The following is a 14,263-nucleotide window of genomic DNA, read 5'->3' as shown; positions in this document are numbered from 1 at the left end:
CGGTCCTAAGGTAGCGAAATTCCTTGTCGGGTAAGTTCCGACCTGCACGAATGGTGTAACCATGGCCATGCTGTCTCCACCCGAGACTCAGTGAAATCGAATTCGCCGTGAAGATGCGGTGTACCCGCGGCTAGACGGAAAGACCCCGTGAACCTTTACTACAGCTTGGCACTGAACATTGAACCTACATGTGTAGGATAGGTGGGAGGCTTTGAAGGCGTGACGCCAGTTGCGCTGGAGCCGTCCTTGAAATACCACCCTTGTATGTTTGATGTTCTAACGCAGGGCCCTGAATCGGGCTCGCGGACAGTGCCTGGTGGGTAGTTTGACTGGGGCGGTCTCCTCCCAAAGAGTAACGGAGGAGCACGAAGGTTGGCTAATCCTGGTCGGACATCAGGAGGTTAGTGCAATGGCATAAGCCAGCTTAACTGCGAGACGGACAGGTCGAGCAGGTACGAAAGTAGGTCATAGTGATCCGGTGGTTCTGAATGGAAGGGCCATCGCTCAACGGATAAAAGGTACTCCGGGGATAACAGGCTGATACCGCCCAAGAGTTCATATCGACGGCGGTGTTTGGCACCTCGATGTCGGCTCATCACATCCTGGGGCTGAAGTCGGTCCCAAGGGTATGGCTGTTCGCCATTTAAAGTGGTACGCGAGCTGGGTTCAGAACGTCGTGAGACAGTTCGGTCCCTATCTGCCGTGGGCGTTGGATGATTGAAGGGAGTTGCTCCTAGTACGAGAGGACCGGAGTGAACGAACCTCTGGTGTTCGGGTTGTCACGCCAGTGGCACTGCCCGGTAGCTAAGTTCGGAATCGATAACCGCTGAAAGCATCTAAGCGGGAAGCGAGCCCTGAGATGAGTCATCCCTGACCCCTTGAGGGTCCTAAAGGGCCGTTGGAGACCACAACGTTGATAGGTGGGGTGTGTAAGCGCGGCGACGTGTTGAGCTAACCCATACTAATTACCCGTGAGGCTTAACCATACAACACCCAAGAAGTGTTCTGGGCCTTGTAGCGAATGAACGAACTACTCAAATTCAGTGATAGCGACGAGGCAACAGCCAATCAGTCGTTACTCACGTCAGCTTTCCGAGATTGAAGAATTTGCCTGGCGGCCATAGCGCCGTGGAACCACCTGATCCCATGCCGAACTCAGAAGTGAAACGCGGTAGCGCCGATGGTAGTGTGGCATTCGCCATGCGAGAGTAGGACACTGCCAGGCACCCAATTAAACAGTTGTGCACACATTGCATGATTGGCCGAGAGGATGACACCTCATAGAAGCGGCAAAAGATTTAGCGCAAGCTAACCGAATGCGGAGCGGTAGTTCAGTCGGTTAGAATACCGGCCTGTCACGCCGGGGGTCGCGGGTTCGAGTCCCGTCCGCTCCGCCACTAATTTGAAAGGCCTTCCCTCACGGGAAGGCCTTTTTGCTATGCACCTTCAGCATGCAAGTCAGCAAGCCCAGTCGAAAGACTGGGCTTTTTTCGTGTCTGCAATCTGACGGTGATGAGTGGAGAATGGGGCGACCAGGGGGACCGGGGTGATGGTTCGCGGCAGCGAGTATGCAATGGCGGCTAGCCTAATATGCGTAAAAGAGATAAGCAAAGCGCTTTTTCTTTCTTCCTGATATATGTGGAAAGCGGCATTCTGTACTCAACCCAACGATATGGAGTATCACCATGAAATTGCGAATGACCGCCCTGACCCTGCTCTCTCTGCTGGCACTCGGCCAGGCCAATGCGGCCGAGGTGCGCCTGCTCAACGTCTCTTATGATCCGACCCGCGAGCTGTTCCAGGAATACAACAGCGCCTTTGCCAAGGAGTGGAAGGCCAAGACGGGCGATGATGTGGTGGTAAGCCAGTCACACGGTGGCTCCGGCAAGCAGGCGCGTGCCGTGGTGGACGGCCTGGAGGCTGACGTGGTGTCCCTGGCGCTGGCCTATGATGTCGATGCCGTGGCCAAGGCGGGTCTTACCGCCAGCGATTGGGAGGGGCGCCTTGCCAACAATGCGTCTCCCTATACCTCCACCATCGTCTTCCTGGTGCGCAAGGGTAACCCCAAGCAGATCAAGGACTGGGGCGATCTGGTTCGCAAGGATGTCGCCATCGTGACTCCCAACCCCAAGACCTCCGGCGGTGCGCGCTGGAATTACCTGGCTGCCTGGGGCTATGCCCTGAAGAAGAGCGGCACTGAAGAGGGGGCCAGGCAGTTTGTCGGCGATCTGTTCAAGAACGTGAAGGTGCTGGATTCCGGCGCCCGGGGCGCCACCACCAGCTTCATCGAGCGAGGCCTCGGCGACGTCTTGCTGGCCTGGGAGAACGAAGCCCTGCTGGTGCTGAATCAGCCGGGGACCAGCGACAAGTTCGAGCTCGTGGTGCCCTCGGTCTCCATCCTGGCCGAACCCCCCGTTGCCGTGGTGGACAAGGTAGCCAAGAAGCACGGCACCGAAGCGGTCGCCAAGGGCTACCTTGACTACCTCTATTCCGACGAGGGACAGCGGATCATCGCCAAGTACCACTATCGCCCGAGCAACCCGGCGATCCTCAAGGAGACGGCGGCCCAGTTCCCGCAGCTGGCGCTCTTTACCGTCAAGGATCTGGAAGGGGATTGGGACAAGGCACAGAAGAAACACTTCGCCCAGGGTGGGCTGTTCGACCAGATCTACCAACCGGGCCGCTGACAGTGACTGGCCCCTGTGACAACAGATAGGAGCACCATGATGAACAAGGTCCTTCTGGTTCCCGGTCTGCACAACAGTGGGCCGGATCACTGGCAGAGTCGCTGGCACCAGCAATTTCCCCAGTGGCAGCGGATGCTGGGTCTGCCCTGGGACAAGCCGGACCTCACCGTCTGGAGTGCCAAGCTGGCGAGCAAGCTTAGAAGCCGCCGCAGCCGGGTCCACCTGGTGGCCCACTCCTTCGGCGCCCTGACGGCGATTGCCGCCGCCCGGCTGCAACCGGACAAGGTCTCTTCCATCCTGATAGTGGCTCCCGCTGATCCGGCCCGCTTCGGCATCCCGGACGAGGTGCTGGCGGGATCCATCAAGGTGTCCGCCCAGCTCATCGCCAGCCGCAACGATCCCTGGATGAGCTTCGAACGTGCCGAGTATTGGAGTCGTCAGTGGCAGGTGCCGCTGTTCGATGCCGGCGAGGTGGGCCACATCAATGCCCAGTCCGGTCATGGGGAGTGGAGTCAGGGGCTCAACCTGCTGAACACCCTTCATCACAGGGCCGAGATGGTGGTGGATCCCGTCTCGACCGAATGGGATAGGCGGGCGGCCCTCAGCTTCCGCTGATCCTCGACCCATATGACAAGGAGAGTTCCCGCAAGATATCAGACAGGCTCGCCACCCTGATCCCATAGTGACTGTCTTTGCAGCTCAGGTTTCACCGCTCCGTTTGTTAGGTCTTTTATTTATATAAAAGACCTTTTTTTATATTTATCGCTCTAAAAGCCCTGATTTGCCGTTGTTAGACAAAAAAGTGCTTAGCAAAGGCGTTATTGGTGTTTGTTGTCCCTGGCGCTCGTGAGCAGAATCAGCGTATCGAAAGTTTTTATAACAAATGGATGTGTTATGCGATTAAGTTCTTATTCCGTCCTCCCTGGCCTGGGGCCGACCCTGGGCTTCAGCCTGCTCTACCTGAGCATACTGGTGCTGTTGCCACTCTCGGCGCTGGTGCTGTTCGCGGTAAACAACCTGACGGCCGCCGAGTTCTGGCAGGTGATAGGCTCCCCCCGGGTGCTCGCCTCCTTTCGCCTCAGCTTCGGGGCTGCCTTTATCGCCGCCCTGCTCAACAGCCTGTTCGGGCTGATCCTGGCCTGGGTGCTGGTTCGATACAGCTTCCCCGGTCGCCGGTTGGTGGATGCGCTGATCGACCTGCCGTTCGCCATGCCCACCGCCGTCTCCGGCATTGCCCTGTGTGCCATCTTCGCCCCCAACGGCTGGATAGGTCAGTGGGTTGCTCCCTTTGGTATAGAGCTCGCCTACAACCCCATAGGGGTGGTGATCGCCCTCACCTTCATCGGGCTGCCCTTCGTGGTGCGCACCCTGCAGCCCGTGCTGCGGGAGGCGGAGACCGAACAGGAAGAGGCCGCCGCCAGCCTGGGGGCCAATCGCTGGCAAACCTTCGCGCGAGTGTTGTGGCCTACCCTGATCCCGGCGCTGCTCACCGGCTTCGCCCTGGCCTTTGCCCGCGGGGTAGGGGAGTACGGCTCCGTCATCTTTATCGCCGGAAATTTGCCGATGGTTTCGGAAATCGCGCCGCTGATGATCATGAGTCATCTGGAGGAGTATGACTATGCCGGGGCCTCGGCTATCGCCTCCGTCATGCTGCTGATTTCGTTTGTCTTGCTGTTGATCATCAACAAGTTGCAGGCCTGGAGCTGGGCACGCATCGGAGGAAGCCGCATATGAATGCATCCAACGCAAGCCTGGACCTGGCCCTCGATGGGGCCCCTGTCACTCAGGTGCGCCAGCCTGCCGTGACCCGTGAGCCCGTCTGGGTCAAGTGGCTGCTGATCAGCGTCGGACTCGGCTGGTTCGCCGCCCTGCTGCTGCTGCCGCTCGCGACCGTCTTTATCCAGGCACTGAGCCCGGGCCTCGCCTTCTTCTGGCATGCCATCAGCGAGCCGGATGCCCTGAGCGCCCTCGGCCTGACCGCCCTGGTGACCCTCTGCTCCGTGCCCCTCAATCTGCTGTTCGGGCTGGCCGCCGCCTGGGCCATAGCCCGCTTCCGTTTCCCGGGCCGACAACTGCTCATTACCATCATCGATCTGCCGTTCTCGGTGTCGCCCGTGATAGCGGGGCTGATGTTCGTGCTGATGTTCGGCAGCCGCGGCTGGTTCGGCGACTGGCTTAGCGAGCATGACATCAAGATCATCTTCGCCACTCCGGGGATCATATTGGCGACCACCTTTATCACTGTGCCCTTCGTGGTGCGCGAGCTGCTGCCCCAGATGGAGGCCCGTGGGCCGGAAGAGGAGGAAGCCGCCATCATGCTGGGGGCGAGCGGCCTGCAGATGTTCTGGCGGGTCACCCTGCCCGGCATCCGCTGGAGCCTGATGTATGGCCTGCTGCTCTGTACCGCCCGTGCTGTGGGGGAGTTCGGTGCCGTCTCCGTGGTCTCCGGCCATATTCGCGGCCAGACCAACACACTGCCGCTGCACATCGAGATCCTCTACAACGAGTACCAGACCGGCGCCGCCTTCGCGGTGGCGAGCCTGCTGGCCCTGTTCGGGATCTTCACCCTGCTGGGGGAGACCCTGCTGGCCCGGCTGCGCGCTCAGCCCACCCAGTCCCATTGATATGGCCTGGCCTGCCTGCCGGCAGGTCAGCCCGGATAACCATGAATCCGGTTTAACGGTTTAGAGAGGCAGCCATGAGCATTCAGGTTCAACGACTCAACAAGCATTTCAATCAGTACGCGGCCCTGGCCGACATCAACCTCGATTTTCACGACGGTGAACTGGTGGCGCTGCTCGGCCCCTCCGGCTGCGGCAAGACCACACTGCTGCGGATCATCGCCGGGTTGGAGCAGGCCGACAGCGGCAACGTCATCATCCGTGGCGAGGATGCCTCTGATCTCCACGTGCGCGAGCGCAACGTCGGTTTCGTGTTCCAGCACTACGCCCTGTTCAGGCACATGACGGTGTTCGAGAACGTGGCGTTTGGCCTGAGGGTCAAGCCGCGCGCCGAGCGACCGGCCGAGGAGGCCATCCGAGCCCGGGTCAAGGAGCTGCTGGATCTGGTGCAGCTCAGCCACGTGGCCGGACGCTATCCGACCCAGCTCTCCGGCGGTCAGCGCCAGCGGGTCGCCCTGGCGCGCGCCCTGGCGGTACAGCCCAAGGTGCTGCTGCTGGACGAGCCTTTCGGCGCCCTCGACGCCCAGGTGCGCAAGGAGCTGCGCCGCTGGCTGCGGGAGCTGCACGACGAGCTGCACGTCACCAGCCTGTTCGTGACCCACGATCAGGAGGAGGCGCTGGAGGTGGCGGATCGGGTGGTGCTGATGAACGCAGGGCGGGTCGAGCAGATCGGCACCCCGGCCGAGGTCTATGACCAGCCCGCCACCGCCTTCGTGCACAGCTTCCTCGGCAGCGTGAACCTGTTCCGTGGCCGGGTGGCCGGGCAGGGGCTCGGCATAGGTGAGCAGCAGCTGGGGGGCCCCATCAGCTCCCAGCTGGCACAGGGCAGTGCGGCCATTGCCTATGTGCGCCCCCACGAGCTGGAGATACTGCCGGCGGATGCACCGGGTGGCATCAGCGCCACCATCACCCGCTTGTTGCCCATGGGGCCGCGGATCCGGGTGGAGTTGCGCGGGGATGGCGAGACCAGGGGCGCTCACTACGAGGCCGAGCTGAGCAAGGAGGCCGCCCGTGCCTTCGCCCCCGGCCAGGGGGTGCGCCTGGTGGCCCGGCATGCGCAGCTCTATCCCGACTATCAGATTTGAAGACGAGCCCCCAGGGCGAGACCCTTTTTCAGGCTTGCAGCCGGATCCTGATCCGGTCGCCCAATAACAAGAGGACGGTGGCAGCATCCACCGCCACTCAGCGCAGGAGGCGATGAGGTGAATTTTCAGCAATTACGCATTATCCGGGAAGCGGCGCGGCGGGATTACAACCTGACCGAAGTGGCCAATGCCCTCTTTACCTCCCAGTCCGGGGTCAGCCGCCATATCCGCGAGCTGGAGGAGGAGCTCGGGCTCGCGCTCTTCATCCGTTACGGCAAACGGCTGCTTGGCATGACGGAGCCGGGCAAGGAGCTGCTGGTGATCGCCGAGCGTATCCTGGGGGACGCCGACAATATCCGCAAATTGGCCAGCACCTTTGCCAACAGGGATTCCGGGCGACTGCTGGTAGCGACCACTCACACCCAGGCGCGCTATGCCCTGCCCCGTGTGGTGAAGGCGTTTCGCGAGCAGTTCCCCCTGGTGCAGCTGGAGCTGCGCCAGGGCAGTCCGGAAGAGATAGTGCGGCTGGTACAGACCGGCGAGGTGGATATCGGCATCAGCAGCGAGCAGCTCGACAAGAGCGAAGGGGTGGTCGCGTTTCCCTACTATCGCTGGCACCACAACATAGTGGTGCCGGAGCAGCACCCGCTCACCGCCGAGCGGGAACTGACCCTGGCGGCGCTGGCCCACTGGCCCATAGTCACCTATCAGGCGGGCCTGACGGGCCGGGTGCGGGTGGATGAGGCCTTTGCCGAGGCGGGGATACATCCGCAGATCCTGCTGACCGCCCAGGATTCCGACGTCATCAAGACCTATGTCGAGCTGGAGATGGGGGTGGGCATACTGGCGGACATGGCGTTCGATCCCCAACGGGACAAGGGGCTGGTGCAGCTCGACGGCAGCCGGCTGTTTGCGCCGCACACCGCCTGGATAGGTCTCAAGCAGGGTCAGTTCCAGCACAACTTCACCTGGCAGTTCATCCAGCTCTGCAACCCCGAGCTGGCGCTGGCGGAGATCCAGGCCAGGGCCATGAGCAACGAGCCCCTGCTCGATTACCAGATCTGAATGCCCCGCATCGTCTGAGAAAACAGGGAGCCCATGGCTCCCTGTTTGCTTAATCGACGCTTCAGCCAGACCCAGGGCCTCGCTCATTGGCTAGCGCCCGCTCTGGGGACCCAGCATGCGATACAGGGTGCGATCCCCCTTGATCCTGTGGTGGTAGAGGGCGGCGGCCACGTGCAGCAGGACCAGCGCAGCCAGCAACAGACAGCCGAGGCGATGCACGCCAAAGAAGAAGGCGTTGACCTCAGGTACATCGATGGGGTTGGCGATCGGGTAGAGCCAGAACAGGGCATAACCCTGCTCCAGCATCAGGAAGCCGCTCAACAGCACTATGCACATCAGGCCGTAGAGCAGGGCGTGAGCCAGCCTGGCGGCGGGATGGTGAGGCTGGGCCTGCTCTTCGGACAGGGGAGGCCGCCAGTGCCGCCAGCCCCAGCGCAGCAGGAAGAGCGGGGAGATCAGGGTCGCCATCGACATGTTCAGCACCGACAGAAATTGAAACAGCTTGGGATGGCTGTCGATCACCAGGTGCATCAGGTAGCCTGCCAGGGTGGCGTAGAGGATGACGGCGGCCATCAGCCAGTGCAGCAGGCGGCTCAGGGGGTCATAGTAGTCTTTCGTCATGGGATTTTTCCGACTGGGGCCCAGGGTGCCGAGAGGCACCGGGAGCCCGGATGACAGGCACAAAAAAGAGGCCGCTCGGGCCTCTTCTGCTTGCGGGGGATCAGTTCACCAGGGTCCAGGCATCCTGCCAGTTGGTGCCCACTCCGGGCTCATACTGGGTCGCGGTGCTCGTCCAGATGGTGCACCAGCCGCTGTAGGGGTAGGGCTTGCACTGATAGATCTTGCCATCTTTCGGCTGAAGTACCTTGGTGCCTGCCGCATAGGATTTGAGTCCCTCCGGGAAGCTGTACTGGTAGTCACCGCCGCTGGCCGGATCCTTGAACATCAGATCCATGGTCTGCTGCAGGGGGGCGCCGCCCGCCTTCGGCTTGCCCTCGATCACCAGTTGGTGGTGGCCGGCGCTCAGGCCGCTGACCTCCATGGTGAAGCTATGGCTGCTGTCCTTGATGTCGGCACCGGTCTGGCCCTTGGCGGCGCCACCGTGGTCATACAGGGTGTTGGTGACCGCGAGATCCCCCTCGGCCGTGACCGTGAAGTTCAGGGTGACCTTGCCGTTGTCGAGCAGGTATTCGTTCTCCAGCCCGCTCACGCTGATGCCGTCGTTTACCGGGGGTTGCTGCTGCTCGAGCTGGACCTCGACCCGCTGCAGGTTGCTGCCCGCCTTCAGGTAGATGGGGTTCTGGCCATAAACAGGGTTGAACTGGCCATCGGTGCCTTGCTGGCCTGCGCGGATCTGGCTCTGTTCGGCGTTGATCCTGGCGGCCAGATCGTGAGCCCAGTTGTTCTTCTGACCCTGCTCGGCAGAGCCGATGGTCAGCACTGTCTGCAGATCGGTGCGCTCGCCATTGGCGTCGAATACCCGGGTTCTGGCCTTGTCGCCGGCCACCAGATCGGTGGAGGGGTAGATGGTCCCACCCTGGCTCCAGGTCAGCGGTGGCTGGGTGCCGCCATCGAACTGGGCGTCGATCAGGTTGTAGAAGCTGTTGGCGGTATCGCCCACCTCCCAGACTCCGAGGATAACCTGATAGCCGGTGCGCGCCGGCAGGGTGCACTGATGGGTGACCTGCTTGGGCGGCTGCACCATGCCCCCGTCGATGACGCAGAACGGATTGAGATCGAAGGAGTCCCTGGTCAGGGGCTGGTTCGGGTTCCACTCCTGCTTGGTGAGGTAGTAGCGCCAGTTGCGGGTCACGTGGTTGGCGGTGAAGGTCCAGCTGATGGCGAAGGGGCCGCTCTGCACCTGGCGCTTGGTCCAGCGATCGCTGGTCTGGGCGTTGAGCTCACCAAATTGCGGGTGGCCGGCCGAGGCGATCTGGCCGTCGACGGGGCCGCCATTGGGGAAGCCGGATGGCGCCTCCAGGCTCTGTGGCTCCCACTGAATGGCGCCACACTGACTGTTGCCGCCGGTCTTGCACAGATAGTTGCGCCCTTCCGGCTGGCTGATATAACCGTGGGCGAGCACGCCGCCGCTGGCCAGCAGCGCCAGCGCGGCGGCCACATGATTGAGTTTGATTTTTGCTGCCATACATTCCTCTGTTCGGTGATGTGGGCAGTCAAGTTGGCAGGGGAATTCCCCGTGACACACCTGGGTGTGGCAACCCCGCTATCCTGGACGACATGTCTTTAGACCGGAGGCTTTGCGTCCTGGCCTTTCAACCAGTTTGCCAAATGACTACATAAAGGGTCAGGGTGCCGCCCTTGAGGACGGCACCACCATGATGGCTTTTTTTGATTAAATTATTAAGTGTAAATCTTTACAGCTTGATCTCATCGGAGTAGAGCAATCACTTAACGCTCTGTTTTTAAAATTATATTTAATTCATCAAGTTGGGTTTGGCTTCGCCCGCTCCGTCAAAAGATGCAAAATCGCGACATTTTTCATCAATGAAAAAATCCCCTGTCGGCGAGGCCGCCAGGGGATGGGACTGTGTCAGACGGTCAGTGGTGCGGGTACTGGTCTGCGCTGCGGGAGGGCGAAGGGCGGTGGGCCTGACCAGGCGCCAGGTCGCGGGGGAGGGCATTGCCGAGCCTGAAGACCGCCAGCCGCTCGTCCAGGCTGCGGGAGAGCCCGGCCAGCAGCTCGCTCTCCTGTGCCAGCTGGGAGGCGGCCTGCGACATCTCCAGGGCCGAGTCATTGATGCCGCTGACGTTGCGGTTCATGTCCTCTGCCACCATGCTCTGCTGTTCCGCCGCTGTGGCTATCTGGGTCGCCATGTCGCTCACGTGCTGGATATGGTTGACGATGAGGGAGAGGTCCTGTCCCGCCTTCTCGGACTGGCCGACGCTGCTCTCCGCCAGCTTGCGGCTGGCATCCATGGCGCTGGCGGCGGTCACCGCCCGCTGCTGCAACTGGGTGATGGTACTCTGGATCTCCTCTGTGGAGTGACGGGTACGGCTCGCCAGCTGGCGCACCTCGTCGGCCACCACGGCGAAACCGCGGCCCTGCTCGCCGGCGCGGGCCGCCTCTATGGCGGCGTTGAGGGCCAGCAGGTTGGTCTGATCCGAGATGGCGCTGATGACGGCGGTCACCTCGCCGATCTGCATCACCCCCTCCTTGAGTCGATTGACCTGATGGGTGGCCTGCTCCACTTCGGTGGCGAGCGCCTGGATGCCGTGCACGCTGGCGTGGACATCCTCGTTGCCGAGCCCGGCTTCGCTGGTGGCGTCCTGGGTGTCGCGGGCCGTGTTCTCGGCATGGCCCGCCACATCCGAGATGGTGGCGCTCATCTCGTTCATGGCGGTGGCGAGCTGGGCCAGCTGATCCCGCTGGCTGTTGACCGCCTGGTTGGTCTGCTCGGCGGAGGCGGCGATGCGCAGGGCGGCATCCGCCACGTTGCGGGCCCCCTGGCTCGCCTCCAGCAGGGCGCGGCGAATGGCGTCCAGCCCCTGATTGGTACAGTGGGCGACGGCCCCCAGCTCATCCTTGCCATGCACGGGTATGCTGACCACCAGATCCCCGGCCGCCACCTGGGCCATGGCCCTGTTGATCTCCGCCAGCGGGTTGACGATGGAGCGGCTGATGGCCACCCCCAGCCACCCCATCAACAGGATCGCCAGCAAGGTGGCACCGCCCATCCACTCATATTGCGACCACATGGTGGCCTCAATGTCCTGCAGCAGCACGCCTGAGCCCAGGATCCAGCCCCAGGGCTGGTAGCCTGCCACCAGGGACATCTTCTGGGCCGCTTCGCCGGAGGGGGAGACCCACTGGTACTCCAGGCGGCCCTGTTGGCCGCCCTTGCCGAGATCCACCATGCGCTGCCAGTGGGATTCGGCGGGCGTCCCGCCCATCTGCTGGCCGACCAGCTCGGGCTTGGCAGGGTGCACCACCACCCGGCGATCCTCGTCCAGCACGAACAGGTAGTTGTCTCCATCGAAGCGCATGCTGTCGAGCATGGCCTTGGCTTCGGCCTGGGCCTGCCGGGCGGGGAGGGTGGCGGCCAGGGTCTGGATCCGGCTCATGGCCAGATCCAGCACTGCCTGCAGCCTGGCTTCCCGTTCACTCATCAGGTTGCGGTGCAGGGCACTGGCCGAGATGAGCAGCAGTGCGATGAAGCCGATCAGTGCCAGTGAGAGCAGCAACATCAGCTTGCGGCTCACGGCGATATCACCGAGCTTGAACATAGTCTTTTCCTTACTTTCCCATGCGGATCTGGTTGTGGCCGATCTGCCGGCCGGACCTGATTGTTGTTGTTTTTAACATTCAATTAACTTTCAATGGCTTGCGATGAAAAACAGGCAATTGAGCAGTTTGACAACCAGTATAGCCAGCAGACAGAAACCGTCGCTTTTGATAGCGTGATGGCGCGCATCCCGGCGCACAATCTGTCTGCTCTATTTGCAAGAAGTGTGAATGGGTTGGCATTTCACCAATAAGGAGTGGGCGCCCTCGTGGCCGCCCCATAACAAGAGGGAATTTATGAATTCCATTGCCAGGAATTATCTCAACCGGCTCAACGCCGACTACCTGCAGGTGCACAGGCGCAAGGAGGACCTGTTCTGGTCCACCTACATGGGCACCAGCGACGATCAGGCTGGCTTCACCGCCGCAGAGCAGGCCTACAAGGCGTTCTGTGCCGATCCTGCCCGTCTGCCGGTGCTGCGGGAGATGCTGGCCCGAGCCGAAGAGGCAGAGCTCAAGCGCGGTCTGGCAGGCTGGATCGCCTTCTTCGAGTGCAACGTCATCGAAGACCCAAGGGCCTCAGCCCTGATGGAGGAGCTGGTGGCTGCCGAGGCGGATCTCTTCGCCCGTCGCAAGGGGCTGAAGCTGACTTTACTGGACGAGCAGGGTCGTCGGGTCCCCGGCAGTCTGCCCGCAGCCAGCACGGCGCTGGCAGCCAGTAGCGACGAGGCGGTGCGCCAGAGTGCGCTCGCCATGTTCCACAGCCTGGAGCAGTGGGTGGTCGGCAACGGCTTTCTCGAGGTGGTGGCCCTGCGCAACCGCTTCGCCCGGGCCATGGGCTATCGCGACTACTTCGACTACAAGGTGCACAAGAACGAGCAGATGAGCCCGGAGCAGTTGTTCGCCGTGCTCGACGACTTCATCGCCCGCACCGATGCCCGGCTGCACCAGAGTCTGGTCGAGCTGAAGGGTGCCAAGGGAGAGGAGGCCCTGCTGCCCCACAACCTGCGTTACAGCGTGAGCGGCGACGTGACCCGCCAGCTCGACCCTTATGTGCCCTTCTCCCGGGCGCTGAAGGATTGGGTCGAGAGCTTCCGTCGCCTCGGCATCCAGTACCGCGGCGCCACCCTCACCCTGGATCTGCTGATCCGGGAGGGAAAATACGAGAACGGCTTCTGCCACGGCCCGGTGCCGAGCTTCTGGCAGGAGGGGGAGTGGGTACCGGCGGTGGTCAACTTCACCAGCCTGGCCAACCCGGCCCAGGTGGGCAGTGGCTGGAGCGGGCTCAACACCCTGTTCCACGAAGGCGGTCACGCGGCACACTTTGCCAATGTCACCGGCAACGCCCCCTGCTTCTCCCAGGAGTTCCCGCCGACCTCCATGGCCTATGCCGAGACCCAGTCGATGTTCTGCGACAGCCTGCTGGAGGACGCGGACTGGCTCAAGGGCTACGCCAAGAATGCGGCAGGGGAGCCCATCCCCGACGGGCTCATCAAGGCCATGATAGAGGCACGCCAGCCGTTTCGTGCCTTCAACGAGCGCCAGATAGCGCTGGTGGCCTACTTCGAGCGGGATCTCTACGCCATGGCGGAGGCCGAGCGCACCCCGGACGCCGTGCTGGCGCTGGCCCGCCGCTGGGAGCGCAGCATCCTCGGGGTGGAGAGCCCGCGCCCGCTGCTGGCCATTCCGCACCTGCTCAACCAGGAGTCGGCCTGTGCCTATCACGGCTACCTGCTGGCGCTGATGGCGGTGGAACAGACCCGCGCCTACTTCCTTGCGCGCGACGGCTACCTCACCGACAACCCGCGCATAGGGCCGGATCTGGCCGCCCACTACTGGGGGCCGGGCAATGGCATGACCCACGATGAGACGCTACGCAGCCTCACTGGCGAAGGCTTCAGTGCAGTGCCATTGGCCGAGGCGTGCAACCAGAGCGTGGCGCAGGCGTGGGCGACGGCCGAAGCCTGCATGGTGGCGGCGAGCCAGCGCCCGCCGGCAGGAGAGGGGGTTCCGCTCGACGCCCAGATCCGGGTGATGCACGGCGCCGAGCTGATTGCCGACAACAGCGAGTCGGAGGCCAGCATGCTGGCCGACTTCGAGGCCTGGATCCGCCAGCATTATCAGCGCGAGCCCGCCACCGCCCGGTGAGGTGCTCCTCGACCAGCAAGCCCTGCCCATCGGCAGGGTTTGCTCATTTCAGCGGGAAGCAAGGTTGCCGAGGCGGGACGGGATCTTTGCCGCGGTGTGAGCCGGGGCGCAAGATGCGCCTGTTTTTTGCGCCATCTATCTGTTTTGACTATTTATTATGGTGAGGCACAGATGCGTTGGCTGAGCGCTGGCGAGGCGGGCCACAGATATGTTTCTCTGGATATATTGAGTATTCACGGCGATCCCATATCATGGCGCTCGCTCGCCGCCAGAGAGTGGCGACATTCAGATGATTAGCTAAATACAAAGCCCTGAAGGCTTGTCGAGGGATGGAAATTGAGAGCCGTATTGTTG

10 protein-coding genes, 1 tRNA gene, 2 rRNA genes and 1 riboswitch (1 of these 14 only partly in view) are annotated in these 14,263 nt (G+C 62.3%); of the genes, 10 read left to right on the top strand and 3 right to left on the bottom strand.

The annotated features are described in order from the left end of the window. The 9 genes from WIR04_RS17350 to cbl all read left to right on the top strand — a co-directional run. A 23S ribosomal RNA gene (locus tag WIR04_RS17350) occupies positions 1-986 on the top strand; it begins 1,904 nt to the left of the window's first position. Between the two features lie 124 nt (positions 987-1,110). After that, positions 1,111-1,225: ribosomal RNA gene (gene rrf, locus WIR04_RS17345) — 5S ribosomal RNA — on the top strand. A gap of 95 nt (positions 1,226-1,320) precedes the next feature. Beyond that, positions 1,321-1,397 (top strand) — tRNA-Asp (locus WIR04_RS17340). 288 nt (positions 1,398-1,685) lie between these two features. Then, positions 1,686-2,687, top strand: a complete 1,002-nt coding sequence (locus WIR04_RS17335; protein WP_139439621.1) for a sulfate ABC transporter substrate-binding protein — start codon at positions 1,686-1,688, stop codon at positions 2,685-2,687. 39 nt (positions 2,688-2,726) lie between these two features. Then, positions 2,727-3,302: an alpha/beta hydrolase gene (locus WIR04_RS17330; RefSeq protein ID WP_338888585.1), complete on the top strand. Its 576-nt coding sequence runs from the start codon at positions 2,727-2,729 to the stop codon at positions 3,300-3,302. 279 nt (positions 3,303-3,581) lie between these two features. Beyond that, a complete protein-coding gene (gene cysT / locus WIR04_RS17325; protein ID WP_025325753.1) occupies positions 3,582-4,421 on the top strand; it encodes a sulfate ABC transporter permease subunit CysT in 840 nt (279 codons plus the stop codon). Beyond that, the gene (cysW, locus tag WIR04_RS17320) at positions 4,418-5,311 is read left to right on the top strand and encodes a sulfate ABC transporter permease subunit CysW (RefSeq protein WP_205641013.1); all 894 of its coding nucleotides are present in this window, start codon (positions 4,418-4,420) and stop codon (positions 5,309-5,311) included. The genes cysT and cysW overlap by 4 nt, the downstream gene beginning before the upstream one ends. A 74-nt stretch (positions 5,312-5,385) precedes the next feature. Beyond that, positions 5,386-6,453 (top strand): sulfate/molybdate ABC transporter ATP-binding protein, encoded by a 1,068-nt coding sequence (locus WIR04_RS17315; RefSeq protein WP_307766519.1) that lies wholly within the window; start codon positions 5,386-5,388, stop codon positions 6,451-6,453. A 117-nt stretch (positions 6,454-6,570) separates the two neighbouring features. After that, complete coding sequence (gene cbl, locus WIR04_RS17310) at positions 6,571-7,518, top strand: HTH-type transcriptional regulator Cbl (RefSeq protein WP_025325756.1); 948 nt, start codon at positions 6,571-6,573, stop codon at positions 7,516-7,518. A 90-nt stretch (positions 7,519-7,608) separates the two neighbouring features. On the opposite strand, the gene WIR04_RS17305 is transcribed toward cbl, so the two are convergent. The 3 genes from WIR04_RS17305 to WIR04_RS17295 all read right to left on the bottom strand — a co-directional run bounded on the left by WIR04_RS17305 (position 7,609) and on the right by WIR04_RS17295 (position 11,763). Further along, on the bottom strand, positions 7,609-8,139 hold the full coding sequence (locus WIR04_RS17305) for a cytochrome b (protein ID WP_338888579.1): 531 nt from the start codon (positions 8,137-8,139) through the stop codon (positions 7,609-7,611). 100 nt (positions 8,140-8,239) lie between these two features. Further along, on the bottom strand, positions 8,240-9,664 hold the full coding sequence (gene gbpA, locus WIR04_RS17300; RefSeq protein ID WP_338888577.1) for an N-acetylglucosamine-binding protein GbpA: 1,425 nt from the start codon (positions 9,662-9,664) through the stop codon (positions 8,240-8,242). A 65-nt stretch (positions 9,665-9,729) separates the two neighbouring features. Further along, positions 9,730-9,815, bottom strand: a riboswitch (cyclic di-GMP riboswitch). Positions 9,816-10,077: 262 nt separating this feature from the next. Beyond that, positions 10,078-11,763: a methyl-accepting chemotaxis protein gene (locus WIR04_RS17295; RefSeq protein WP_338888575.1), complete on the bottom strand. Its 1,686-nt coding sequence runs from the start codon at positions 11,761-11,763 to the stop codon at positions 10,078-10,080. A 295-nt stretch (positions 11,764-12,058) separates the two neighbouring features. On the opposite strand from WIR04_RS17295, the gene WIR04_RS17290 reads away from it, so the two are divergent. Continuing rightward, positions 12,059-13,909 (top strand): M3 family metallopeptidase, encoded by a 1,851-nt coding sequence (locus WIR04_RS17290; RefSeq protein WP_338888573.1) that lies wholly within the window; start codon positions 12,059-12,061, stop codon positions 13,907-13,909. Positions 13,910-14,263: the final 354 nt, after the last annotated feature.

This window comes from Aeromonas rivipollensis (assembly GCF_037811135.1).
GTDB classification, from domain to species: domain Bacteria; phylum Pseudomonadota; class Gammaproteobacteria; order Enterobacterales; family Aeromonadaceae; genus Aeromonas; species Aeromonas rivipollensis.
Note: the sequence above shows the minus strand (reverse complement) of the source record. Positions and strands in the feature narration are given on the sequence as shown.